Below are 23722 nucleotides of genomic sequence, written 5' to 3' on the forward strand. Positions count from 1 at the left end.
CCTCGCCAAGGAGTAACCACAGTGACACTCACCGGACATTCCCTCATCGCCGGCCAGACCGTCGTCGGCAGCGGCAAAACAGCCTTCGGCTTCAACCCCGCCACCAACGAACAGCTCGAGCCCGCTTACTCGCTGATCACCGAAGAGCAATTGACGACGGCGACCTCCGCCGCCGCGGCTGCCTACCCGTCGTTCAGCACGCTGGACCCCGCAGCCCACGCAGCGTTCCTGGACGCCATCGCGGACAACATCGAGGCCATCGGCGATGAGCTCATCATCCGCGCCGGCCAGGAAACCGGCCTGCCCGCCGCCCGCCTGACCGGCGAGCGGGCGCGCACCACCGGCCAGCTGCGCCTTTTCGCGGATGTTGTCCGGCAGGGCGACTTCCGCGGCGTGCGGATCGACCCCGCCATCCCGGACCGCACGCCCCTGCCGCGCACTGACATCCGCCAGCGCCAGATCCCGCTGGGCCCGGTGGCCATCTTCGGTGCGAGCAACTTCCCGCTGGCATTCTCGACGGCGGGTGGGGACACCGCGTCTGCCCTCGCGGCAGGCTGCCCGGTGGTTTTCAAGGCACACAACGCCCACCCGGGCACCGGCGAACTCGTGGGTCAGGCCATTGTTAAGGCAGTTGCGGATGCGGGCCTGCACCCGGGCGTCTTCTCCCTGATCTATGGCCCCGGTTCGAGCATTGGACAGGCCCTCGTGGCAGACCCCGCCATCAAGGCCGTCGGCTTCACCGGCTCCCAGTCAGCCGGCATCGCCCTGATGCGCACCGCCGCCGCCCGGCCCGAGCCCATTCCCGTCTATGCGGAAATGTCCTCACTGAACCCGGTGTTTGTGTTCGACGGCGCCCTGCGCGGTTCCGCCGAAGACATCGACTCGTTGGCACGGCAGTACGTCAGCGCCGTCACCGGGAGCTCAGGCCAACTCTGCACCTCCCCCGGACTCCTGTTCGCCCCCGCCGGCGAGCTGGGCGACAAACTCGCCGCCGCCGTCGGCCGCGCTGTTTCCGCCTGCGCGGGACAGACCATGCTCACGGAGGGCATCGCCGGCTCCTGGAACGCCGGGGCAGAAGCACTGGGTTCCGCCGACGGCGTCACCGTGGTGGGCCAAGGCACCGCTGGCCCCACCGAAAACGCCCCCGCGCCCACCATCTTCGGCACCGAGGTCAGGGACTTCGTCACAAACCAGGTGCTGCACCAGGAAGTCTTCGGCGCCGCGTCGCTGGTGATCCGCTACTCCTCCACAGAGGAGCTCCTCAAGGCCATCGCCCGGCTCGAGGGCCAGCTCACCGCGTCGCTGCAGCTCACCGAAGCGGACTACGCGACGGCGGCGCCTCTGATCCCGGCGCTCGAGCAGAAAGTGGGGCGCATCATCGTGAACGGCTGGCCCACCGGCGTCGAAGTCGGCCACGCCATGGTCCACGGCGGCCCCTTCCCTGCTACCTCCGATTCACGCACCACCTCCGTGGGCACCCTCGCGATCAACCGCTTCCTCCGGCCCGTCGCCTACCAGAACCTGCCCCAGGAACTCCTCCCCGCACCCCTCCAGGACAGTAACCCTTGGCGAATCGACCGCCGCATCAACGGCTACCTGGTGCCGGAGATGTCGCAGTGACGGGAATCCAGGCCAAGGACCCGGGATGCCCCGTACTCACGCCCGTGTTCGTGGTCAACGGGCGGATTTCGCCCGGTTTCAACACGGCTCCCCGGCGGCCACGCTAGATGGTCACGTTGAGCCCCGCGGTGTAGCCCTCCGCAGCTGAGCCTGTCATCGTCGCCAGCTGGTAGATGCCGCCGTCGTCGCCGAACACGTTGTCCGACTTGAGCGTGGTGCGGGTCATGTTGGTAATACTGCGCTCATATCCGGGCGTGGCGTAGACGTCGTCGCAGGCCGCTTTCGGCAGCGCGATCTGGGAGACCGCCAATACCTGACCGGCTGCCGTTGCATTGTTCATGGACTCAAAGACCTCGAAGTGGATATGCGGCCAGCGCCCGGAGTAGGCGGCGGGGAAGATCGACGTGAAGGTGACCTGGCCGTTGGCATCCGCTTCCTGCACGCCCCGCAGGTAGTTTTCGTTCTTCAGGCTCGCGTCATACATCGAGTACTTCCCGTCCCGGTCGCAGTGCCAGGCGTACACCGCGGCACCGGCCATCGGGGTGCAGCCGTTGGCGTTGTCCAGGAGGGTCAGCATGAACGTCAGCGGAACGCCCTCCGCCTTCGCGGACGCAGTGCCGAAGCTTGAGGTGATGTCCCGGCGGACCACTCCGGACGCTTCCAGGACGTTGGGCCCGTTGGAGCCATCGCCCGGATAGGGCCCCGCTGTTTCCTGCGGAATTTCCACGCCGCACTCAGCGATGGCCCGGGTCAGCGTTGGAGTGGCGGTGGCGGCGTCCGTGGCCGTGGCAGTAGCGGAGGACGTGGCGGCGGTCGCCGTGGTTGCTGCCGGGGAGGCAGAGCCCGTGGTTCCGGCGGGTGTGCAGGCGGCGAGCGCGGCCACCGCACCGCCTGCGCCGAGGAACAGTCCCAGGGACCTGCGGCTCACCAGGGTGTTCAAGTCGAACTCCAGCCCCCGGTCGTGGTCGGGGTGCGGCTGGTCAAAGTCGGGCTGGCGGGGTGTGCGTGAAGTGGTCATGATGCAAGGAAACCGCATAGGGCTATGCGGTGGGCCGGTTGCTGCTGTGCCGTTGCTGTGGAAAAGCGAGGAGGGGCAGGCCCATTGGAGCCTGCCCCTCCTCTTTGCACCGGCTGATGCCCTGCGCCCGACTTTCGGGTTTCCTGTTGCGATGGAGTATGCAGGAACATCTGCCGGCGGGCTTGGAATGGACGCCCGCGGCCGTCGGCGGCCTAGAGCGTCCTGGGATCTTCGGCGTACATCTTCAACCTGATGCCCAAGGCGTCCGACATGTGGCGGGCGGCGATATTCCCCGCACGTTCGGAGTCGCCGTCCTCGATGGCGGCCAGCAGGTCGGCGTAGTCCGCCAGCACCACCGGCCACCTTCCCGGGTAGGTCAGGGTGGTGAGGGTGTAGCGGCGCACCTGCTGGTCAAGGCGTTCCAGCAGTCCGATGAGCGACGGGCTGTGCGTGGCGTGCCACAGCTGGGCGTGGAAGGCGCGGTTGGTTTCCGCGAGCGCCCGGCCGTCGCCGGCATCCAGTTGCTGCATCTGCGTCAGCAGCCCCGTGAGCAGCTGGCGGTCCAGGGCTGTTGCCTTGACGGCGGCCTTCGCCGCTGCGGCCTGCTCCAGGATGATCCTCGACTCGTAGATGTCAATGATTTCCTCAGCGGAATGCGTGCGGACAACAACGGCCTTGCCGCGCCGTTCCACCAGCCCGTCCTGTTCCAGCCGCTGGAGCGCCTCACGCACCGGTGTCCGGGATGCCCCGTACCGCTCCGTGAGTTTGGCCTCCGTGAGCGGCTCGTCAGGTGCAAAGACACTCGCGAGAACATCCTCGCGGAGCCGCTGGTGGATGGGACTGGCCACTTTTTCCTCTTTTCCGTTGCTGGTGGGGGCTGCTGTGTTGCCTAGGCGATGGAGCCTGCGCGGCGGCCGAAGACGGCGCCCGCCGCAAGCCCGGAGCCGCCCGGGTAGTTTCCGCTGAACAGTCCACCCAATGCTTCCCCGCAGGCATAGAGCCCTTCAAGCGGCTCCGCGTCTTCGGTCAGCACGCGACCCCAGGTGTCAGTCTTGAGGCCACCGAAGGTGAAGGTGATGCCGCAGGTAACGGGGAACGCGTAGAACGGGCCGGTGGCGATGCTGCGGGCCCAATTGCTCTTGGGCGGCTGGGTGTCGGCACGGCGTCCGTCCTTGACGTTGGGGTCGAACGGCGCACCCTCGGTGATCGAACCATTGAAGCTCTGCACCGTCTCCTCCAGGCCTTCGGGGCTGATGCCGGCTTTCTGGGCCAGCTCGGCGAGGGTCGGTGCGGTGACCACCGAGACGCCCGGCATATCGTACTCCTCGGCCCGCAGCATGGGGCGGGAGGAGGCGTCAAAGATCTGGAAGGCGGCTGACCCCGGCTGGGCAAGGATGTCCCGGCCGTACCGCGCGTACGTGTAGTTGCGGTAGTCGGCGCCTTCGTCCACGAACCGCTTGCCCTCAGTGTTCACCACGATGCCGAGCGGGTACCCGCCCCGGGTGAGCTGGTTGGTGAGCTCAAGGTTGCTCTCGTTCTCTGGATGCCAGGCGTCCCAGGCCACGCTGTGGCATGTGGACCAATCGCCGCCCCTGGCCGCCCCGGCGTCGAGCGCAGCGAGGATCATCTCCCCCGTGTTGCCCGGCGTGCCGCGTACTTTCGCGTTCTGCCAGCCCTCACCCAGATGCTGGCGACGCAGTTCAGGTGAGGCTTCGAAACCTCCCGAAGCGAGGATGACCGACTCGGCCCGGAGCTCACCTTCTTCGGATGAGGTGCGGTACCGGACCCCGCGTACGCGGCCGTCCTCCTGGACCAGTCCGGTGGCTGCCCAGTCATAGATGACCTCCACGCCCATGCGCTCCGCGGCCGCCCGGTGGTCGGCCATGAGCCCCTTGCCGCCTCCCACGTTCCCGACGTGGAGCCCGCCCCAGAACAGATACCCGCCGTCCTGGGTCCGGTACGCCTGGCGCTCATACATCAGGCGGTATTTGAGTCCCAGGCCCTGAAGCCAGCGCAAGGTCGGGTTGCTTTCGCTGACCAGGACCGCGGACAGTTGGGGGTCGTTGCGCCCTTCAGAGACCTTGGACAGATCGGCAAGGTATTCGGCAGCAGTGTAGGCGGGGACTTCGCTGGCGGCGTGCCGCTCGTCCGGCTCCACGAATTCGATGAGCTCCTGGAGCCCGTCATGGGAGATGCGGGTGGCACCGGCGGTGTAGAAGCTGTTGCCGCCCGATGCGGTTTCCTGAGCTTTTTCCAGCAGGACCACTTTGCGTCCGCGCTCGGCAGCCGCAAGTGCTGCCGCGAATCCGGCGTTGCCGCCGCCCACTACCAAAACGTCGCTCTTGATCATCATCAATCTCCTCAGCTCCATCGCTGTACACGATTGTATACATAAGTATGCCGTCGCATGCAATCGGTTTTCCGCGCATGCTTTTCAGAGCGGAGTGGCGGCGGAGTGGCGGCGGAGTGGGGGATTCTCCTGCTATCCCAGGCGCGGGTTGATCTCCTGCGCGTCGATGTACATCTGGATGCGGATGTTCTTTGCCTCGTCCATGTGGGCGCTGGCGATGCGGCCAGCCTCCTCCGCGTTCCGTGCGCGGATGGCCACCAGCAGCTCCTCATGCTCCTTCAGCACGCGGTTCCAGCGCTCCTTGGTGGAGAGCGTGGTGCCGGGGTAGCGGATGAAGTGGACCAGGATCCGGTCGAGCAGATCAAGGAGGGCGGCGCTGTGGCTGGCAGCCCAGATGCGCTCATGGAAGGTGCGGTTGGCGGCGGCCAGTTCAGCCGGAGTGGCAGCATCAAAATCAAGGGTGACCATGGCCTGGTGCGCGCGGTCGATCAGCATCAGGTCCATGTCCGTGTGCCGGAGAGCCGCGGTTTTTGCGGCCGCCTCTTCCAGGAAAGTCCGCACCTCATAGAGGTCCAGCATCTCCTCCGGGCGGTACTCCCGCACCTGCATGCGTGAACCGTAGCGCTCCACGAGCCCCTCGGTTTCGAGGCGCCGCAAGGCTTCCCTGATGGGCGTCCGGGAGACGTTGTACTTCTTGGCCAGGGCGCTCTCGACGAGCTGGGCACGGGGAGGCAGCTCCTGCGAGATGATGGCGTTCCTAATCATCAGGTAGGGGCTTGTCTCTGGTTGCGACGCCACGGGCGGCCTCCGGTCTTCACGAAAACAAGCGGCAGGGCGCACCGACGCCATACCTTTAGCCGCAATTCTAACGCACTGCATACCGTTTCGGCGGCCTGTGAACACCGTGCCGATTTTCCGCACACCCACCGGAGCGGACAGGCACCCAAACTCACCTATCTGTATTCATATTCCAAGCACTGTTGCTTAAGTCATACCAACGGTATACCGTTTGTGACCAACGCCATACAACGCAGCAAATACCGGATTCCGGTTTGCCTAGCTTTGAACATTTACCCGGCGGCTGCACACGGTAGCGGCAGGGTATTCCAGGAGAACCAATGACGCTTCTATTCAGGGAAGAGCCGCAGGCCGGCACCCTCCCGGTCACCCCGGTCCCGGCCACCCTCGTCCGTGGCGGCACCAGCAAGTGCTGGATATTCCGGGACGAGGACCTTCCGGCTGACGCCCTGGAGAGGGACCGCCTCCTCATCCGCACCTTCGGTTCGCCGGACCTGCGCCAGATCGACGGAGTAGGCGGCGCCTCATCCACCACCAGCAAGGCGATCACCGTGGCCGGCACCGACCGGGACGGAACGGTCCGCTACCGGTTCGCCCAGGTGGCCATCGACAAGCCGGCCGTCGAGTGGGCCAGCAACTGCGGCAACTGCGCAACAGCGCTGGGCCTGTACGCGCTCCACGCCGGACTGGTCGCTCCCACCGGGGAAGTCACCCGGGTCCCCATCCTGAACACCGTGACCGGGCTGCGCCTGGTTTGCGAGATCCCTACACCGGGGGCGCAGGTACCGGCCTACGGCGGGCGGCGCCTCGACGGCCAGCACTACCCCGGCGTCCCCATCGACGTCATCTTCCAGAAGGCCTCTTGGTCCAGCTATGGGGCACAGTTCCCCACAGGCAACGCCACGGATGACATTGAGGTCGACGGGCAGCGGTACCAGGTGACACTGATCGACGCCGGCGCCCCGGCTGCACTCTTTGCCGCACAGGATCTGGGGCTGGACGCAACCGGCAGCGAGGAAGCCTTGGAGGCACTGGTCCGGATCGCTCCTCAGTTGCGCGCTGCCGCTGCCCGCAGGATGGGCCTGCCGCAGGATCTCAGCTCCATTCCAAAGGTTGGCGTCGTGGGGCCTCCGCCCGCAGGCGCAACCGGCGTTTCGGCCCGGATGATCTCGATGAGCGCGCTGCACCCCGCCATCGGCCTCACCAGCGCCGTCGCCGTCGCTGCCGCCTCGGGCACAGCAGGCAGCGTGGTGCAGCGCAGCGTGGTTCCGGCGGCGGAGGCCGGACTCTTTATCCACTTACTGAAAGGCAAGACGGCGCTGGCATTGGATGCAGCCGATCCCGCAGAAGTCTCCTTTCAACGCTCGGCCCGCGTCATCAGCGAAAGCACCATCCTGGTGCCCAGCGACTGAAGAAACCCCTACCGGAAAAACCCAGCCAAGGAATCAGCCATGAAAATCAGCATCCAAAACCTGCAGCTGAAGTACGGAAGCTTCACTGCCATCGAAAACCTCAACCTCGACGTCGAAGACGGCGAGGCACTGGTCCTCCTGGGCCAGTCCGGCTGCGGCAAGACCAGCACCATGCGCTGCATTGCCGGCCTGGAGGAGCCCACCTCAGGGCGGATCATCATCGACGACGTTGTGGTCTTCGACTCCGAAAAGGGCATCGACCTGCCCCCGAACAAGCGCAACGTCGGCATGGTCTTCCAGTCCTACGCCGTGTGGCCGCACATGACCGTGGCCCAGAACGTTGCCTATTCGCTCAAGCAGAAGAAGCTCTCCAAGAGCGAAATCGATGAGCGCGTCATGGAGGCCCTCACGCTGGTGGGCCTGGAGCCCTACGCCGACCGCGGCGCCAGCCTGCTCAGTGGTGGCCAGATGCAGCGCGTTGCCCTGGCGCGCAGCCTGGTCATGCGGCCCAGCGTGCTCATGCTCGACGAACCGCTCTCCAACCTTGACGCCCGCCTGCGTGACCGGCTCCGGGTGGAACTGCGTGAAATCCAGCTCCAGCTGGGGCTCACCTGCGTGTACGTCACCCATGACCAGCACGAAGCCTTCGCCCTGGCCGACCGCATCGCCCTGCTCCAGGGCGGCCGGATTGTGCAGATGGGCGCCCCGCAGCACATGTACGAGGCACCCGCCAGCGCCTCGATTGCCCACTTCCTGGGCGTCTCCAACATCATGGACTGCACCCCGGAGGGCACGGCCACCGGCGCCACCGCCGCACGCATCACCGACAGCGAGCTCACCGTCCAGTCGGCGCAGCAGGCCAGTGACGCCGGCGCATCCCCCAAGGTGTGCATCCGGGCCGAGGACCTGCAGATCACCGCGATGCCCACCGAACACCCCAACTCGTGGCCGGGAACGGTACGCGTGGCGGGCTTCCAGGGGAACGACATCCGGTACGCGATCCAGCTGGAATCCGGACCCGAGCTGGATGCCCTGGGCGGACTCCGCCGCGGCGAACAGCACAAAGTGGGAGACCGCGTGTGGGTGACCGTCAACCCCCGCGAAGTCCAGATCCTGCCGGCTGAGGTCCTCGCATGAGCCTCAAGACCACCGAAGCGGCAAGCCGCGCCGAGGCCCGCATCGCACCAAAGCCGGCGCCCCGGGACTACCGCGCTGCCCGGACCCTCTCTGGCCTCCGGAAGAATACGCCGGGCCTGATCGTCCTGGTCATCCTCGGTGTCCTCATCGTCCTCCCCCTTGCCCTGGTTTTGCTCGCGGCCTTCTCGGACAGCGTTCCCCGGCCCGGCAGCATCTCCCTTGGTGGCCTGACGCTGTCCAACCTGGCGCTGCTGGCCACCCCCGAAGCGCTCGGGGCCCTGGTCAACTCGCTCATGGTCGGAGCAGGCTCGGCGATCATCGCCCTGCTGATCGGGGCATTCCTGGCCTTCGTCTGCGCCCGCTCCGATGCGCCGTGGCGGAAGTTCATCTTCTTCATCGGCATGGCACCAATGTTCATCCCTGCCCTGGTGGGCGCCTTGGCCTGGTCACTGCTGTGCTCGCCCAGCGCCGGCTACATCAACATCTTCCTCCGCGACCTGGGCATTGATGCCGCCATCAACATCTACAGCCTGCCGGGTCTGGTGTTCGTGCTGGGAATCTTCTACGCCCCGTACGCTTTCCTGCTGCTGCACAGCTCGCTGTCGATGATGAACGCCGACCTCGAAGAGGCTGCCACCGTCCATGGGGCTCCGCTGCGCACCATGCTGCGGACCGTCACCCTGCCCCTGGCCCTGCCGGCCATCCTGGGCTCCGCCGTCCTGGTCTTCGCGCTGACGATGGAAAATTTCCCGGTGGCCCAGGTCATCGGCAACCCGGCCGGTGTGGACACGCTGCCCACCTATATCTACCGCCTCATGAGCGCCACGCCCGCCAAGAGCAACCAGGCGGCCAGCGTCGCCGTGATCCTGACCGTTGCGCTGATGGCCGTGACCCTGATCCAGCAGCGCATCATCAACAAGCGCAAATTCACCACCATGACCGGCAAGGGCAACCGTCCCCGGCAGGTGCCGCTGCGCAAGATGCGCTGGCCCTTCACGATCATCGCACTGGCCTACTTCGCGGTCTCCGTCGTCCTGCCCATGCTCGCCCTGCTCGCCGCGTCCATGCAGGCCACCCCGTTCGTGTCCTCGATGTCGCAGCTGCTCGAGGCCAATTCCCTCAGCTTCGCCAAGCTGATCGAGGTCCTCGGATCCAACGACTTCCAGCTGGCCCTCAAGAACAGCGTCCTGGTGGCCCTGATCGCAGCCTTCGCCGGCACCACCCTCAGCTTCATCGCCTCCTACATCCGGTACCGCACCAAGTCCAAGGTGGGGCGCCTGATCGAACTGGTCGCCATGACCCCCCTGGCCGTCCCCGCCATCGTCATGGGCATCGGACTGCTCTGGACCTGGCTGCTGCTGCCGCTGCCCATCTACGGCACCCTGGCGATCCTCGCCGTCGCCTGCGTTGCAGTGTTCATGCCTCAGGGCTACCGCGGCGTCTCCGCGTCCATGCTCCAGATGGACCAGGACCTCGAGGACAGCGCGGTGATGCTCGGCGCCGGGCGGACCCGGTCCGTCCTGGATGTCACCCTGCCCCTGATGCGCGTGGGCATCATGTCCTCGTTCCTGCTGTTCCTCATGCTCTCCATGCGTGAGCTCAGCGCCTCCATCTTCCTCTTCACCTCGAACACCCGGATCCTGTCCATCCTCGTGTTCGACAACTTCGACAACGGCCAGAGCCAGGCAGCTGCAGCCGTCAGCGTCCTGTACTGCCTCGTCATCGGAATCCTCGCCGTCATCGCCCAAAAAGTCGGCGGCGAACGCAAGACCAAGAACTGACCTCACACCCCACCTTTGAAAGGGACACCCACAATGAAGTTAGCGTCCAAACTGCCCGCTTTCACCGCAGCCGGAGTGCTGCTCGCCCTCAGCCTGGCCGGCTGCGGAAGCGCCGCCCAGAGTGCCGGCGTCGTCACGGCCAGTGCGGCGGTGAAGACCGACGACGGGCTGGTCATCAACGGCGAGTCCATCGCGGACAAGGCCACCTACGAGAAGGCCAAGACCCAGACCCTGTCCCTGTACTCCGGATATACCGACTCGTCGGAGAGCGCCCTGGTGGACGCCTTCACCAAGGACACCGGCATCAAGGTCAACGTTGTCCGGCTCACCCCGAACAAGCTTTCCGAACGCGTACTGTCCGAACAGGGTGCCGGCAAGCTCAGCGCCGACGTCATCCGCACGTCCGACTACCGGATCGCCAAGTCCATGGAGGACGCCAAGGTCTGGAAGGCCTATGACGTCCCCGGCGCCTCGGCACTGAAGGACGTTTCCGTGGACGGCGGCCAGTTCACCCGCATGTTCAACTCCGTGTACACCCTGGGCTACAACACCCAGCTGGTAAAGGAAGCCGATGCCCCCAAGTCCTGGGCGGATGCCGTCGGCGGCAAGTGGCAGGGAAAGCTGGGCATCGTCCAGGGCGGCTCGGGCGGCAGCACCGCGGCGCTGAACAGGTTCATGGAAACCAAGATGGGCGGCGACTACTTCGGTAAGTACGCTGCGCAGAAGCCCAAGATCTACGACTCCCTGGGCGCTGAAGCCACCGCGCTGGCCCGCGGTGAAGTAGCCGTGGGAACGGTCACCATCAGCGGCACCAACATCTCGGCCGTCCAGGACAAGGCTCCGGTCAAGTTCATCGTCCCGGAGGAAGGCCTGGTCTCCTACGACTACTACCTGGGCATGACGGGCACCGCCACGAACGTGGAAGCCGCGAAGGTCTTCATGAACTACAACCTTTCCAAGCAGGGCCAGCAGGTCTTCGCGCAGATCGGTGAATACCCGGTCCGCACCGACGTGGCACCGCCCACCATCATGGGCGTGACCCTCCCGGCCGTCGACTCCGGCAAGGTCTACCGCATGCAGAACACCGACGCCGTGACCTACGGCAAGGACGATCTTGCCAAGTGGAACCAGGTCTTCGGCTACACCAAGTAACCCCCAAATCCCATGCCTGGGGACCCGGCCTCCGCCGGGTCCCCGGGCTTTTTGGTTTTACCCGCCACCAGGAGGCCCCGTGACCGCCGCCCCAGAACTTCCGCTGCCCCGGAACACCTCGTCCCTGCTGGTCCTCCAGGACGGCAGGACCGTCGTCGAACTGGGCGACACCGCCAGCGCCAGCTACGTCGCCTCAGTGCGCAAAAGCCTGCTCTCGATCCTTTTCGGAATCCAGGTGGAAGCCGGCACGGTCAGCCTCGACGCCACCCTCGGTGAGCTCGGTGTTGATGACGTGGGCGGCCTGCTGCCGATCGAAAGGACGGCCAAGCTCCGTGACCTGTTGACGTCGCGTTCGGGAATTTACCATCCGCCCTCCAGCCCGGGCAGTGACGAGCATGCCTTCCCTCCACGTGGCACAAAAGCACCGGGGCAGTATTTCCTCTACAACAACTGGGATTTCAATGCCGCGGGCGCGATCTTCGAAAAGGCCAGCGGCCTGACTGTCTTCGAAGCGTTCGAGAAGCATCTGGCCGGTCCGCTGGGGTTTGACGATTACGATCCCACCCGCCAACTGATGCTCGGGGACTCTGGAAAGTCCGCTTTCCCGGCCTACCACCTCTTCCTCTCCGCACGGGACCTGGCAAAGATCGGGCTGCTGATGGCTGCCGGCGGACAGTGGGAAGGACGCCAGCGTGTACCCCTGGAGTGGGTCAGGGAAAGCGTGGCCCCCCACGTCAGGCGTACGGACATGGCGGCGGCCACCGGTTTTGGCAACTGCGACTACGGCTACCTTTGGTGGCTGCCCCGGGAATCCGGCCCGCAGTGGGACGGGGCGTTCCTGGCTGCGGGCAACTTCGGCCAGTTCCTGCTGGTCCTGCCGGCAATCGGCAGCGTCATGGTGCATCGGCGCTTCGTCAGCGACAGCTTCGCCATCGCCCGGAACACCCGCAAGGCGGCTCCCTCGACGGCGCCCCCGGCTCCGGTGACCCACGCTGAGTTCATGGACCTTGCCCGCGCGCTCGTGGCCGGGCCCCTGGCCTCGTAGGGCAGCAACGGGGAGGACAGCGCACGACGCCGGCCCCTCCTTTGTCAGGAAGCCGCGCCCTTGGCGATGGACCGGAACACTTTGGTTGCCTGCTGCGCCGCGGGGCTGAGCCTCCGGTTCGCCAGATGGGCAAGGAGGATCCGGCGCTTCGGGGAACCAGCGAGCGGAACAGCCACGACGTCGGGGCGCAGGGCCGTCAGTGCCAGCCGTGGTGCCAGGGCAATCCCGATACCTGCCGCCACCATGCCCTGTGTCTCCTGGTAATCGTTGGCTGCGAAAGCGATCCGCGGCTCGAAACCTGCGTCGCGGCATACCCGGCTGAGGACATCGGCCACGGGGTGTTCGTCGCGTACAACCCATTCCTGGTCACTCAGTGAGCCGATGCGTACCGACCCGAGTCCCGCAATCGGGTGGTCCCGGGGTACCAGCAGCACTGTTGGATCGTTTGTCAGTTTGACCAAGGCCAGGTCAGGGTCCTCAATTTGCTGCCAGGGATAGTCCCACAGCAGCGTCAGCTCGATTTCCCGCCGCCGCAACCGCTCCAGCAGGCCGTCCCGGCGGGCGCTGACAACCGTCACTGCCACCTCCGGGTGGCGGGCGCGGAACGCCAGCACAACGTCCGGCATCAAAGAGGCTCCGCCAGTGGGAAAGGTTCCCAGGCGGAGCTGGCCCCGGCGAAGGCCCGCGAACTCCCCCATTTCCGCCCGGGCGGCTTCAACGGTCCTGTCGATGTCGTCAGCGTAGTGCAGCAGTGCGTGCCCCGCTTCGGTCAGGACCACGCCCCGCGGATGGCGCTCGATGAGGACCACGCCCATCTCCTGCTCAAGTTTCGCGATCTGCTGCGAGACCGCCGAGGTGGTGAAGGAAAGGGCGGCAGCAGCGGAGGTCAGGGAGCCGGAACGGCCCACCTCGCGGAGCACATGGAGCCGGTGGAGATCAAGGATTGCCATGCACTCAGTTTAGCAAAAGTAGATAGTCGTCCATTTACTTTTGATTGTGCTGAAGGCTCGGATCCCGGATCGTAGAAGTACAAGGTGCTGTGAAGTAGAGCACCTGCAAGTTACGAGGGAGAAATACAGTGGGACTCAAAGGACATTGGTACCGGGGCGGCACCAGCAAATGCTGGCTCTTCGATGCCAGGGACGTGGCCCTCCACGCCCCCACCCGCGAGGAAATCCCCGCACTGCTGTCAGCCGCCTTCGGGGCAGCGGACGCACGGCAGCTGGACGGCGTCGGGGGCGGAACGTCCACTACGTCAAAGGCTGCAGTCATCTGGGCAACCCCCGGCGCTGAGGCAGACCTTGACTACCTTTTCGCCCAGGTGGGGATCGGTGACCCTACCGTTGAGCTGGGTTCCAACTGCGGCAACTGCGCCACCGCCATTGCCCTGTTCGCAGTACAGACGGGCATCGTTGCCGCCCGGGACGGCATGACCAAGGTCCGCATGCGCCACGTCACTTCCGGCGCGGTCCTCAGCGGAGCGGTTCCCACTCCCGGCGGACACATTCCCAGGTCCGGCCTGGCCCGGGTTCCGGGCAGCAGCGCAGCCGGTGTTCCCGTCAGCCTCTCGTTCCACGGCCCCTGGGGCCAGAACACCGGTGCACTCCTGCCCACCGGCAACACGGTGGACCAGCTCCAGGTAGACGGCAGGACCCTAAGCGCAACGATGGTGGACGCCGGCGCCCCTGCCGTGCTTCTCGCAGCCGAGGAGGCCGGCGTCGATCTTTCCTCGATGACGGACAACCTCACCGCGCAGCTGCCTACCCTCATCGCGGCACGGGCGTCAGCGGGCCTCATCATGGGGCTGCGGAAGCCTGAGGATCCGCCGCAGAATGCTGTACCGAAAGTCGGCGTTGTGGCGCCTGCCGGCGATTACACCGCCGCGGACGGAACAACCATCACTGCCGGCAGCCACGACGTACGGGTGCGGATGCTGTCCATGCTCGCGCCCCACCCTGCCATCGGCCTGACCTCAGCCGTGGCAGTTGCCCTTGCAGCGTCGCTCCAGTCATCGGTCGTAGCCAGCGCAGCAGGCCGCGCCGCCACGGGCGCCGGAACTCCCCGCTTGCTGCGGGTCGGGACGCCCGCCGGCGTCATCACCGCCGAAATCATCTCCAATGACGCAGGCACCGTCAGCGAAGTGGCCCTCCACCGGGCAGCCCGCCACATCGCCACCGCAGACATCGACGTGGCCCCGGCCGCCGAGCTGTCCGCCTAAAACCCCTATCTCTTTGCCCCATCATTAAGGGGCCGCACCAAGCAGGAAGTTGTTCAATGAAGATCAAATCCATCCTCGGACACCTCTATGTCCAGGTACTCATCGGAGTCGCGCTCGGCGTCGTTGTGGGCGCACTGTGGCCGGACCTCGGTTCGTCCCTCAAGCCCATCGGCGACGGCTTCGTGAAACTCGTGAAGTTCATGATCGCCCCGATCGTGTTCTGCACCATCGTCGGAGGCATCACCTCCCTGCGGGACACCAAGAAGGTGGGCCCCACCCTGATCCGGTCGCTTGGCCTCTTCTACGCACTGACGGCACTTGCCCTGGCCCTGGGCCTGGCCGCGGTGACGCTGTTCCAGCCCGGGGCGGGGATGCACATTGACCCCACGCACCTCGACTCTTCGGTGGCCCAGAAGTACACCACGCAGCTGCCCAGCAGCAATCCTGTGGACTTCATCCTGAGCATCATCCCCACCACTTTCGTTGGCGCCTTCGCCGACGGTGAAGTCCTGCCCGTGCTGGTCATTGCGCTGCTGTGCGGATTCGCCTTCAGCAAGCTCGGCGCACCGGGCCAGCTGGCCCTGAACGTGGTCAACAGCTTCAACAAGCTGCTCTTCATCATGTTCGGCTACATCATGAAGGTGGCTCCGCTGGGCGCGTTCGGGGCCATGGCATTCACCGTTGGCAAGTACGGCGCCCACTCCATCGGAAACCTCGGCATGCTGATCCTTGCCTTCTACGCCGCCTGCATCGTCTTCGTGGTGGTTGGCCTGGGCATCCTGGCCAAGATCACCGGCTTCAGCCTGTGGCAGATCCTGCGCTACTTCAAGGATGAATTCCTGATCGTCCTCGCCACGTCCTCCAGCGAACCTGTCCTGCCGCGCCTGCTGTCCAAGCTCGAACGGATCGGTTGCGACCGCAGCGTTGTGGGGCTCGTGGTCCCCACCGGCTACTCCTTCAACCTCACCGGCACCGCCATCTACCTCACCCTCGCTTCCATGTTCATTGCCCAGGCCTGCGACATCCACCTCAGCTGGGGCCAGATCCTGCTGATGCTCGGCATGATGCTGCTGACCTCCAAGGGCGCGGCGGGCGTCACCGGCAGTGGTTTCGTGGCCCTGGTGGCCACCCTGACGGTCATGCCCACCCTGCCCGTCGCCGGCGTGGCCCTCATCGTTGGCATTGACCGCTTCATGAGCGAGGCCCGCGCGCTGACCAGCACGGTCTGCAACATCGTCTCCTGCGTTGCAATCGCCAAATGGCAGGGTGAGCTGGATATGGGCAAGCTCCGTTCCGAACTCCAGGCCGGCTTCGTGCCCACCGAGGCAGAGAAGGTGCAGCTCGCCGAGCCGGCCATGGCGCACTAGCCTGCCGGCAGGCCACCGCCACCATCGTTTGCCCGGGATCCCATCAGGGGTCCCGGGCAAACTTGTTAACGGCGCCGGATCGATATGCTTGCCCTTGACGGCGGCCGGCGCAGGGAACTCCGTGACCGGGGCTCCGGCCCGCACGGTAGATCGGAGCCAGCCATGACAGCGACCCAAATCCTCCCGCTGGTGATCCTCGTGGTGATGTTCATTGTTGCCACAAAGTGGCCGCTGAACATTGGCGTGATGGGCCTGGTGGCCTCATTCGGCGTCGGCTACTTCATGCTTGGCCTGACCGACAATGAAATCCTCGCCGAGTTTCCTGCCGCCATCGTCCTGACGATTATCGGCGTCACGTACTTCTTCAGCATGGCCCAACGGAACGGCACCATCGACATCGTTGTCCAGACGTGCGTGCGCCTGGTCAGGGGGCGGACCATGCTGCTGCCCTGGGTCTTCTTCCTTATGGCCGCGGCGCTGACGTCCCTGGGCACTTTCTCTCCCGCCGCCGTCGCGCTCCTCGCCCCCGCGGCCATCGGCTTCGCCTACGAGTCGCGCCTCCACCCCGTGCTCATGGGGGCGTTCATCATCAACGGTGCCCATGCCGGCGGCTTTTCCCCGCTGTCCGTGGCCGGGGTGCTGGTCCACAACATCGCGTTGAAGAATGGCTTCCCGGTTTCACAGACGGCGCTGTTCGCCGCCAGCTTCGCGCTCAACCTCATCCTGTCCGTGTTGACCATCGTCGCCTTCGTCCTTCTGCGCAGGCTGCATGATTCCCGCGGCGGGCGTGATGCGGTGCAAGGCCCCGCCACACCCACCCGGCCCCACGGCCAGCAGGTCCTCACCCTGGTTCTGATCCTGGGGCTGCTCGTGTGTACTTTGGGCTTTCACCTGCCAATTGGGTTCGTCGCCCTCTCCGCCGGCCTCCTGCTGGCCCTGGTCAACATCAAGGAGCACCGCACCTTCATCGGCGGCATCTCCTGGTCCACGGTCCTGCTCGTGGCAGGAATGATCACCTACGTCTCGCTGCTCCAGCGCATTGGCGTCATCGACACGCTGGCCAAGCAGGCGCTGGCCTTGGGCGCACCCCTCCTCATCGCGCTCGTCCTGTGCTACGTCATCGGCGTCGGCTCGGCATTTGCGTCGTCCACCGCGCTGCTGACGGCGTTCATCCCCATGGCCGGCCCGCTCCTTGCCACCAGCAGCCTTAGCGCCTCCGGAACCGTCGCGTCCCTGGCGATCGCCGCAACCGTGGTGGATGTTTCGCCCTTCTCCACCGATGGCGCCCTGGTAGTCGCCAACGCCCAGGAAGACGACAGGCAGCGGGTCTACCGCCAACTCATGTTCTATGCCGGGGCGGTTGTCCTGGTTGCCCCGGCAATGGCCTGGGCGCTGCTGGTCCCCACCGGCATCCTGTAGCCGGCCAAGCGTCCAACGGCTACACCCACTGCTCCCCCACCGTCAGCAGCAACCTGACGGTCCCGGAGGAAGCACCCCCGGAAGGGTCGACGACGGCACCCGCCTCGCCGCCGTCGTCGTCCCTTCCAGCAAAACCGGCCCAGCGCATCAGGCGCGGACCGCCTCGACAGCCTGGTCCGCGGTGCGCACGGGTGCCTCCAGCCCCAGGTGCTCGCGGAGCGTGCTGCCGCGGTATTCGGTGGGGTACACGCCGCGTTCCTGCAGCTCCGGCACCAGGTGGTTCACGATGTCGTCCAGGCCCGTGGGGATCAGCCAGGGCGAGATGTTGAACCCGTCCACGGCCCCCACCCGTGCGTACTCCGCCAACTGGTCCGCAACCGCCGTGTAGGAACCGCTAAAGGTGGAGTCGATGCGGGCGGTCTTGGAGGTGACGAACTGGCGGATGGACAGGCCCTTGTCCTTGGCTTCGGCCCGCCACTGGTCCGCCAACTGCCGGGCCTTGGCACCGTGGAAGCCGCTGCCGCGGGTCTCGGACGTCTCCTCCACCACCGGATCGATCTCCGGCAGCGGGCCGTCCGGATCGTACCCGGACAGCTCGCGGCCCCAGAACTGCTCCAGGTAGGCGATGGCCTGCTGCGGACCGATCTGCAGGCTCCGCACCCATTCCTTCTTTTCCGCCGCCCCGGCAGCGGTGGGCGCCAGGATGAATTCGCTGGCCGGCATGATCTGCACGGCGTTCGCCCCGCGGCCCGCGGCGAGGGAGCGCTCCACGAGGTCCTTGCGGAACGCCACGGCGTCGTCGAACTTGGGGTGCGCGGAGAAGATCACGTCCGCCTGCCGGGCCGCGAAGTTGCGGCCCTCCGGCGAATCCCCGGCCTGGAACAGCACCGGGCGGTACTGAGCGCTGCGCGGCAGCCGCGGCGTCACGTCCACCGTGTAATGCTGGCCTTCATGGAGCACCCGGCGGGCGGGACCGGCCGGCGTCTCCCACGAATCCCAGATCCGCTTGGCCGTCTCTACGAACGCTTCGGCGTGCTTGTAGCGGTCCGCGTGGTCCAGGTAGCCGCCGCGGCGGAAGTTCGCCCCGGTCCAGGCGTTGTCAGTGGTCACGATGTTCCACGCGGCGCGGCCGCCGGAGACCAGGTCCAGCGACGCAAGCCGGTGCGCCAGATCCGCGGGATCGTTGTAGGTGGTGTTCTGGGTGGCCACCAGGCCGATGTTCGTGGTCACCGACGCCAGGGCGGCCAGCACGGTCTGTGCGTCCGGGCGGCCCACCACATCCAGCGCGTGCGGGCGGCCCAGGTGCTCCCGCAGACGGAGCCCCTCACCCAGGAAGAACGCCGCGAACAGGCCGCGCTCTGCTGTCTGGGCGATCCGGCGGAATGACTCAAAGTCGGTCTGTGACCCGGACTCTGCCGCCTTCCAGATGGTGCCGGAGTTGACGCCCTGGAAGAAGACGCCGAACTGGATCTGGCCGGACGGCACAAAGACGTCGGATTTAGCACGGATGTGCTGTGTCATGGTTTTCCCCTTACTTTCCAGCGCCGGCGGGCGCAGCGGTTGCATAACGGCTCACCGGGCGCGGAAGCCCCAACAAGTCGCGGAAGGTTCCGTCCTGGACGGCGGGACGGAGCACTCCGCGGCGGCGCAACTCCGGAAGGACCAGGCGGCCCAGCTCCTCAAGCTCCACAAAGAGCGACGCCGGGTGCAGCCGCACGCCGTCGGCCTCCGTCAGGAGGTCCGCCAGGAAGTCCGTGAGACCGGTTGCGGAACCGGCGTAGACGGTCTGGCCGCCATCGCCAGCCGGAACGAAGCCGGCCACGCGATCCACCGCAGCCTGCCCGCGGGCGTCCAGGACGACGTCGAGCTCGGCGATCACCGCAACGGACGCACCCACCCGGGCCCGGACGTCGCGGACTTCGGCCGCCAGCAGTTCCACGGTGGGCGCGGACACCAGCACGGCATCCACAGCGTCAGCCGGCACTTCTCCCAGCAGCGACACCGGCACCAGCACGGGCAACTGCCCCTGAAGCGGCCGCGGAATGATCGATGGCCCCTTCACCGAATAGCCAGGACCGGCAAAATCGGCAGGCGTTTCAAAGTCCACATAGTGCAGCTTGTCCACATCGATGTACCGGCCGGTAGCAACATCGCGGATCACGGCGTCGTCTTCCCAGGAGTCCCACAGCCGGCGGGACACCTCGATGGACGCGGCGGCTTCCTGGCCCAGGGCGTCACCGGTCACGGCAGCCCGTCCGACGGCGGCAGCAGCCTCAGGGGATTCCGTTGCCGTGACGATCCAGCCGGCCCGGCCGCCTGAAACGTAGTCCAGGCTGGCCAGCTGGGTGGAGACGTGGAACGGCTCGGTGTAGACGGTATCCACCTCGGGGACCAGGGCGATGGTGCGCGTCACGGGCCCGGCGAAGGCCGCCCGCTGCAGTGCGTTGGCCCGGCCGGGAGCGGGCGCGTCGGTGAACGTGGCGGCATGGAAGCCGGCGGACTCGGCGGCCAGCACGGCGCGGGTGATGTCGGCACCCTCCCAGCCGGCGCCGTCGAGCTCAATGGCAAGAAACCCGGGCTTGATTGCAGAGGTGCTCACTGCTGGTCCTGACGTTCGTAGGGAGTCTTCTCGCCGGCCTCGATGGCCACGGGCAGGCGGTTCTCCGCCGGCGGCAGCGGGCAGGTGGCCAGGTCGGTGTAGGCGCACGGCAGGTTCACCGCCCGGTTGAAGTCCAGCAGCACGGACCCGTCCGCGGCGGGCACCACCGAGAGCGACCGGTTGGCCGCGTACGTGGTCGTGCCGGAAGTCTGGTCCGTGAACAGCACGGACAGCGAGCCGGGGACGTGGCCGTTGAACGCGGTCAGCGCCAGCTCCTGGCCGGCCAGCTTGAAGCGGATCTCGCCCGGCGCCTCGTAGACATGCTGGATGCCTTCGACGGCGGCGCCCACCGTGGTGGGTCGCGGCGCCTCAAACGGCACGAAGGTCCCGCGGACGGCATACGCCGCATCCGGCGAGTAGGCGGGCGTGCCCTGGTACTCCTGCAGCAGCCGGTTTTCGGGATGGCGTGGCCGAACGATGTATTCGCCGCCGCGCTTGGCCAGCTCAATCACCGTGCCGCCGGACACCAGGTTGATGCCGCCGCGCTCCTCGATGGGGCCCAGCTCCACGGCAGCACCGGGCGAAGTGTTCAGCTCGCTGCCGTCCTGCTGCAGGCTCTCGCCCGGCTCCAGAACGACGCGGACGACGTCGGCCTCCACACTCCAGGTGCCCGGCGCACCATCCAGCCGCGCGGGTTCGCTGCCCAGCCAGTGCAGGTGGGTCACCGCCAGGAAACCGTGCGGGTGGACGCGCTGCTGTTCGTGGGCGGCGTGCCATTCCTGCCAGTCGGCGTCGAAGGACTCAAGGGCGGTTTCGGTGTGGATCGCGTTCATGATGCCTTCCCTGAAGGGGTCGCTGATGGGGTGGCCTGCGTGGCCCCGTAGTTTTCCTCGGTGATGGTCTTGGACTCGGGCAGCGCTTCCTCTGACAGGCCCCAGCGTTCCAGCACCTTCCCGTAGGAGCCGTCCTTGATGACGGAGTTGAGGGCCTCGGAGATGACCGGCGCCAGGCCGTTGCCGCGCAGCGTGGTGGCGGCCACCAGGGTTTCGGACGGCCACCCGGCGTTGACCTTGCCCACCACCTTCAGGTCATCCCGGGTGTTCTCGCGGTAAACCGTGGACGGGTAGGGGGCGATGTTCAGGTCCGTGCGGCCGGAGGACAGCGCCAGGATGGTGTCGGCGTCGGACGAGTAGTACTGCAGCGTGGCCGGCGCCTTCCCCTTGGCCTCGAGTTCCTTGTTCCAGGCCAGCAGGATCTTCTCCTGGTTGGTCCCGGACCCCACGGAAATCTTCAGGCCGGAGATGTCATCCGCACCCTTGATGTCATACGTGGACGACTTCTTGGCCTCAAAGCCCATGTACGCGGCCCGGTAGCTGGCGAAATCGAACAGCTTCACCCGGTCCTTGTTCACGCCCACGTTGGAGAACACTGCCTCGAAATCGCCGGACTGGGTCTTCAGCGGCCAGTTCTCCCAGGACGTGACCTGGACATCGAGTTCCAGGCCCAGCTTGTCCGCCACCAGCTGGGCGATGTCCAGCTCGGAGCCGATGGGCGTCTTGTCGTCCGTGGCGTGGAAGGACAGCGGGATGGAGCCGGCGGTGGTGGCCACGGTCAGCTTGCCGTCCTTGCCGATCAGCGCGGGGACCTTGGCGGCGAGCCCCGCATCCTTGTCAGCCCGGATCCGCTGCTGGTCCGGGGAGGTGTTGTAGACGACGCCGTTGCGGGCCGCCGTCGTCTGCGCCCCTCCGCTGGGGTTGCCGGCGGCTGAGGCGCCGGGGTCGGCGCACCCGGCGAGCGCGGCGGTGCCAAGAAGTACGACGGCGGGAAGTGCGGCGAGTGCGCGGCTGCGGGTTGGGAAAGCCATGGGAGGTCCTTAGATGTTGAAGGCCGGTTCCAGCACCTTGGAGAAGAAGCTCCGGGTGCGCGGTTCCTGGGGGTTGCTGAAAATGTCCTTGGGGGTGCCCTGTTCCACGATCTGGCCCTGGTCCATGAACACCACGGTGTCCGCCACGTCGCGGGCGAAGCCCATCTCATGCGTCACGATGATCAGCGTGGTGCCGGACGTGGCCAGTTCGCGGATCACGTCCAGCACTTCGTTGACCAGCTCGGGGTCCAGGGCGGAGGTGGGCTCGTCGAACAGCAGGATCTTGGGGTCCAGGGCCAGGGCGCGGGCGATGGCCACACGCTGCTGCTGGCCGCCGGAGAGCTGGCGCGGGTAGGCGTCCGCACGGTCCTTGAGACCCACGCGGTCCAGGAGTTCCAGGCCGCGGCGGCGGGCGTCCTCTCTGGAGCGACCCTGCGCCACCACCGGCGCTTCGGCCACGTTTTCCAGGGCGGTGAGGTGCGGGAACAGGTTGAAGTTCTGGAACACCATGCCGATTTCGGTGCGCTGCTTGAGGATCTCCTTTTCGCGCAGCTCGTGCAGCCGGTCGCCGCGGATCTGGTAGCCCACCAGCTGGCCGTCGATGGTGATGTGGCCGCCGTCCACCTTTTCCAGGTGGTTGATGGTGCGCAGCAGGGTGGACTTCCCGGAACCGGAGGGGCCCACGATCACGGCCACGCCGCCGGGTTCCACGGTGAGGCTGACGCCTTTGAGGACTTCGGTGGCGCCGAAGGACTTGCGCACACCGGTGATCTCCACCAGGCCGCGGGTGGCTGCCGGGGCGGTAAGGGTTGCAGTCATCAGATGTTCCTCCGGTTGGGCACTGCCGCGTGGGTGGCGAAGAATTTGCGGGCCTTCTGCAGGGGCGTCAGCGGCAGGTTCCGCACGGCGCCCTTGGAGTAGTGCCGCTCGATGTAGTACTGGAAGACGCTCAGCACGGACGTGATCACGATGTACCAAAGCGTGGCCACCAGCAGCAGCGGCAGGACCTGCTGGGTGCGGTTGTAGATGACCTGGACGGTGTAGAACAGCTCGGAGTAGGCCAGGACGTAGACGATCGAGGTGCCCTTTACCAGGCCGATGATCTCGTTGAACGCGGTGGGCAGGATGGCGCGCATGGCCTGCGGCAGCACGATCCTGGTGGAGCGGCGCCACGCCGGGATTCCCAGCGCGGCCGCCGCCTCCAGCTGTCCCTGGTCCACGGACAGGATGCCGCCGCGGATGATTTCGGCCGAGTAGGCGGCCTGGTTCAGGGTCAGTCCCAGCACTGCTGCCGCAAACTGGCTGATCAGTGTGGTGGTCTGGACCTCGAAGAACCGGACGTCGGTGAAGGGGATTCCCAGGCTGATTTTCTCGTACAGGTAGCCCAGGTTGTACCAAAGGAGCATCTGGACCAGCAGCGGTGTGGAGCGGAAGATCCAGGAGAACGTCCAGGACACCGAGACCAGCAGCGGCGACGCCGAGAGCCGCATCAGGGCCAGGATGAAGCCGAGCACGAACCCCAGGACGCCGGAGATGGCAGTCAGCTTCAGCGTTTCCACCAGGCCGTTGACCACGGACTGCGCGGTGAACCACTGCGCCACCACGCCCCACTCCCAGCGCGGGTTGGTGGCCAGGGACCAGGCCACCGCAAGGACACCAAGCGCGACGACGGCCGTCCCCACCCAGCGCCACGGATGCCTGGCGGCCACCACCCGGTAGGACGAATAGTCGATGGCCCGCCGGAATGCCGCACCACCCTCAGACGGCGGCAATTCCGCCGGCGGTGCCGGCTGCTGCTGTTGTGACTGCGCCACCGTCGTTGCTGCTGAACTCATGTGCCACCTCGCTTCTCGTCGTGGGTTTCCGGTTGGGCCGCAGCCCCGGGTCGGGACCGTTTGGCCCGTTGCTGGCTGCAAATCTAGGACCGGCCGGAACAGGGCAG

The 23722-nt window shown here is 66.4% G+C and carries 21 protein-coding genes; 9 read left to right on the forward strand and 12 right to left on the reverse strand.

Features of this window, described 5'->3' with window-relative positions:
- The first annotated feature begins 21 nt into the window (after window positions 1-21).
- Entirely contained in the window at window positions 22-1620 is a 1599-nt protein-coding gene (locus ACTAQI_RS15320) for an aldehyde dehydrogenase (NADP(+)) (protein WP_457946978.1), read from the forward strand.
- A 103-nt stretch (window positions 1621-1723) separates the two neighbouring features.
- Here ACTAQI_RS15320 and ACTAQI_RS15325 read toward each other — a convergent pair whose 3' ends face one another.
- The 4 genes from ACTAQI_RS15325 to ACTAQI_RS15340 all read right to left on the reverse strand — a co-directional run bounded on the left by ACTAQI_RS15325 (window position 1724) and on the right by ACTAQI_RS15340 (window position 5753).
- Window positions 1724-2638, reverse strand: a complete 915-nt coding sequence (locus tag ACTAQI_RS15325; protein ID WP_457946979.1) for an intradiol ring-cleavage dioxygenase — start codon at window positions 2636-2638, stop codon at window positions 1724-1726.
- A 212-nt stretch (window positions 2639-2850) separates the two neighbouring features.
- Window positions 2851-3486, reverse strand: a complete 636-nt coding sequence (locus tag ACTAQI_RS15330) for a GntR family transcriptional regulator (RefSeq protein WP_457946980.1) — start codon at window positions 3484-3486, stop codon at window positions 2851-2853.
- Window positions 3487-3527: 41 nt separating this feature from the next.
- Window positions 3528-4991 carry an FAD-dependent tricarballylate dehydrogenase TcuA gene (gene tcuA / locus ACTAQI_RS15335; RefSeq protein WP_457946981.1) on the reverse strand — a complete coding sequence of 488 codons (1464 nt, stop codon included), beginning with the start codon at window positions 4989-4991 and terminating at the stop codon, window positions 3528-3530.
- A 129-nt stretch (window positions 4992-5120) separates the two neighbouring features.
- Window positions 5121-5753 carry a GntR family transcriptional regulator gene (locus tag ACTAQI_RS15340; RefSeq protein ID WP_457946982.1) on the reverse strand — a complete coding sequence of 211 codons (633 nt, stop codon included), beginning with the start codon at window positions 5751-5753 and terminating at the stop codon, window positions 5121-5123.
- A gap of 353 nt (window positions 5754-6106) precedes the next feature.
- Here ACTAQI_RS15340 and ACTAQI_RS15345 point away from each other — a divergent pair, with 353 nt between their 5' ends.
- From ACTAQI_RS15345 to ACTAQI_RS15365, 5 genes are all read left to right on the forward strand, one after another.
- Complete coding sequence (locus ACTAQI_RS15345) at window positions 6107-7198, forward strand: PrpF domain-containing protein (RefSeq protein WP_457946983.1); 1092 nt, start codon at window positions 6107-6109, stop codon at window positions 7196-7198.
- A gap of 39 nt (window positions 7199-7237) precedes the next feature.
- On the forward strand, window positions 7238-8335 hold the full coding sequence (locus ACTAQI_RS15350) for an ABC transporter ATP-binding protein (protein ID WP_457946984.1): 1098 nt from the start codon (window positions 7238-7240) through the stop codon (window positions 8333-8335).
- Window positions 8332-10116 (forward strand): ABC transporter permease, encoded by a 1785-nt coding sequence (locus ACTAQI_RS15355; protein ID WP_457946985.1) that lies wholly within the window; start codon window positions 8332-8334, stop codon window positions 10114-10116. Before ACTAQI_RS15350 ends, ACTAQI_RS15355 begins: the two co-directional genes overlap by 4 nt.
- Window positions 10117-10149: 33 nt before the next feature.
- A complete protein-coding gene (locus ACTAQI_RS15360; RefSeq protein WP_457946986.1) occupies window positions 10150-11268 on the forward strand; it encodes an ABC transporter substrate-binding protein in 1119 nt (372 codons plus the stop codon).
- 79 nt (window positions 11269-11347) lie between these two features.
- On the forward strand, window positions 11348-12313 hold the full coding sequence (locus ACTAQI_RS15365; protein ID WP_457946987.1) for a serine hydrolase domain-containing protein: 966 nt from the start codon (window positions 11348-11350) through the stop codon (window positions 12311-12313).
- A gap of 44 nt (window positions 12314-12357) precedes the next feature.
- Here ACTAQI_RS15365 and ACTAQI_RS15370 read toward each other — a convergent pair whose 3' ends face one another.
- On the reverse strand, window positions 12358-13263 hold the full coding sequence (locus tag ACTAQI_RS15370) for a LysR family transcriptional regulator (protein ID WP_457946988.1): 906 nt from the start codon (window positions 13261-13263) through the stop codon (window positions 12358-12360).
- 128 nt (window positions 13264-13391) lie between these two features.
- Here ACTAQI_RS15370 and ACTAQI_RS15375 point away from each other — a divergent pair, with 128 nt between their 5' ends.
- From ACTAQI_RS15375 to ACTAQI_RS15385, 3 genes are all read left to right on the forward strand, one after another.
- Window positions 13392-14531, forward strand: a complete 1140-nt coding sequence (locus tag ACTAQI_RS15375; RefSeq protein ID WP_457946989.1) for a PrpF domain-containing protein — start codon at window positions 13392-13394, stop codon at window positions 14529-14531.
- Window positions 14532-14587: 56 nt separating this feature from the next.
- Window positions 14588-15898 (forward strand): C4-dicarboxylate transporter DctA, encoded by a 1311-nt coding sequence (gene dctA, locus ACTAQI_RS15380; protein WP_457946990.1) that lies wholly within the window; start codon window positions 14588-14590, stop codon window positions 15896-15898.
- 162 nt (window positions 15899-16060) lie between these two features.
- Window positions 16061-17317, forward strand: coding sequence for an SLC13 family permease (locus ACTAQI_RS15385; protein ID WP_457946991.1), 1257 nt, complete (start codon window positions 16061-16063; stop codon window positions 17315-17317).
- 19 nt (window positions 17318-17336) lie between these two features.
- On the opposite strand, the gene ACTAQI_RS15390 is transcribed toward ACTAQI_RS15385, so the two are convergent.
- From ACTAQI_RS15390 to ACTAQI_RS15420, 7 genes are read right to left on the reverse strand one after another with little or no spacing between them, the layout of a single operon-like run.
- Window positions 17337-17465: a hypothetical protein gene (locus tag ACTAQI_RS15390; RefSeq protein ID WP_457946992.1), complete on the reverse strand. Its 129-nt coding sequence runs from the start codon at window positions 17463-17465 to the stop codon at window positions 17337-17339.
- A complete protein-coding gene (locus ACTAQI_RS15395) occupies window positions 17465-18838 on the reverse strand; it encodes an NtaA/DmoA family FMN-dependent monooxygenase (RefSeq protein ID WP_457946993.1) in 1374 nt (457 codons plus the stop codon). The genes ACTAQI_RS15390 and ACTAQI_RS15395 overlap by 1 nt, the downstream gene beginning before the upstream one ends.
- A gap of 10 nt (window positions 18839-18848) precedes the next feature.
- The gene (locus ACTAQI_RS15400; protein WP_457946994.1) at window positions 18849-19916 is read right to left on the reverse strand and encodes an LLM class flavin-dependent oxidoreductase; all 1068 of its coding nucleotides are present in this window, start codon (window positions 19914-19916) and stop codon (window positions 18849-18851) included.
- Window positions 19913-20749 (reverse strand): DUF1684 domain-containing protein, encoded by an 837-nt coding sequence (locus ACTAQI_RS15405; RefSeq protein ID WP_457946995.1) that lies wholly within the window; start codon window positions 20747-20749, stop codon window positions 19913-19915. Before ACTAQI_RS15405 ends, ACTAQI_RS15400 begins: the two co-directional genes overlap by 4 nt.
- A complete protein-coding gene (locus ACTAQI_RS15410; protein ID WP_457946996.1) occupies window positions 20746-21780 on the reverse strand; it encodes a transporter substrate-binding domain-containing protein in 1035 nt (344 codons plus the stop codon). The genes ACTAQI_RS15405 and ACTAQI_RS15410 overlap by 4 nt, the downstream gene beginning before the upstream one ends.
- Before the next feature lie 9 nt (window positions 21781-21789).
- Window positions 21790-22599 carry an amino acid ABC transporter ATP-binding protein gene (locus ACTAQI_RS15415; protein WP_457946997.1) on the reverse strand — a complete coding sequence of 270 codons (810 nt, stop codon included), beginning with the start codon at window positions 22597-22599 and terminating at the stop codon, window positions 21790-21792.
- Window positions 22599-23615 carry an amino acid ABC transporter permease gene (locus ACTAQI_RS15420; protein ID WP_457946998.1) on the reverse strand — a complete coding sequence of 339 codons (1017 nt, stop codon included), beginning with the start codon at window positions 23613-23615 and terminating at the stop codon, window positions 22599-22601. The genes ACTAQI_RS15415 and ACTAQI_RS15420 overlap by 1 nt, the downstream gene beginning before the upstream one ends.
- Window positions 23616-23722: the final 107 nt, after the last annotated feature.

Source organism: Pseudarthrobacter sp. alpha12b (genome assembly GCF_054130495.1).

Bases quoted from the DNA above. Each gene is read 5' to 3' on its own strand.
- ACTAQI_RS15325 (WP_457946979.1), bottom strand. From the start codon at position 2,638: ATGACCACTTCACGCACACCCCGCCAGCCCGACTTTGACCAGCCGCAC.
- tcuA (WP_457946981.1), bottom strand. From the start codon at position 4,991: ATGATGATCAAGAGCGACGTTTTGGTAGTGGGCGGCGGCAACGCCGGA.
- ACTAQI_RS15340 (WP_457946982.1), bottom strand. From the start codon at position 5,753: ATGATTAGGAACGCCATCATCTCGCAGGAGCTGCCTCCCCGTGCCCAG.
- ACTAQI_RS15345 (WP_457946983.1), top strand. From the start codon at position 6,107: ATGACGCTTCTATTCAGGGAAGAGCCGCAGGCCGGCACCCTCCCGGTC.
- ACTAQI_RS15350 (WP_457946984.1), top strand. From the start codon at position 7,238: ATGAAAATCAGCATCCAAAACCTGCAGCTGAAGTACGGAAGCTTCACT.
- ACTAQI_RS15355 (WP_457946985.1), top strand. From the start codon at position 8,332: ATGAGCCTCAAGACCACCGAAGCGGCAAGCCGCGCCGAGGCCCGCATC.
- ACTAQI_RS15360 (WP_457946986.1), top strand. From the start codon at position 10,150: ATGAAGTTAGCGTCCAAACTGCCCGCTTTCACCGCAGCCGGAGTGCTG.
- ACTAQI_RS15370 (WP_457946988.1), bottom strand. From the start codon at position 13,263: ATGGCAATCCTTGATCTCCACCGGCTCCATGTGCTCCGCGAGGTGGGC.
- dctA (WP_457946990.1), top strand. From the start codon at position 14,588: ATGAAGATCAAATCCATCCTCGGACACCTCTATGTCCAGGTACTCATC.
- ACTAQI_RS15385 (WP_457946991.1), top strand. From the start codon at position 16,061: ATGACAGCGACCCAAATCCTCCCGCTGGTGATCCTCGTGGTGATGTTC.
- ACTAQI_RS15390 (WP_457946992.1), bottom strand. From the start codon at position 17,465: ATGCGCTGGGCCGGTTTTGCTGGAAGGGACGACGACGGCGGCGAGGCG.
- ACTAQI_RS15395 (WP_457946993.1), bottom strand. From the start codon at position 18,838: ATGACACAGCACATCCGTGCTAAATCCGACGTCTTTGTGCCGTCCGGC.
- ACTAQI_RS15405 (WP_457946995.1), bottom strand. From the start codon at position 20,749: ATGAACGCGATCCACACCGAAACCGCCCTTGAGTCCTTCGACGCCGAC.
- ACTAQI_RS15410 (WP_457946996.1), bottom strand. From the start codon at position 21,780: ATGGCTTTCCCAACCCGCAGCCGCGCACTCGCCGCACTTCCCGCCGTC.
- ACTAQI_RS15415 (WP_457946997.1), bottom strand. From the start codon at position 22,599: ATGACTGCAACCCTTACCGCCCCGGCAGCCACCCGCGGCCTGGTGGAG.
- ACTAQI_RS15420 (WP_457946998.1), bottom strand. From the start codon at position 23,615: ATGAGTTCAGCAGCAACGACGGTGGCGCAGTCACAACAGCAGCAGCCG.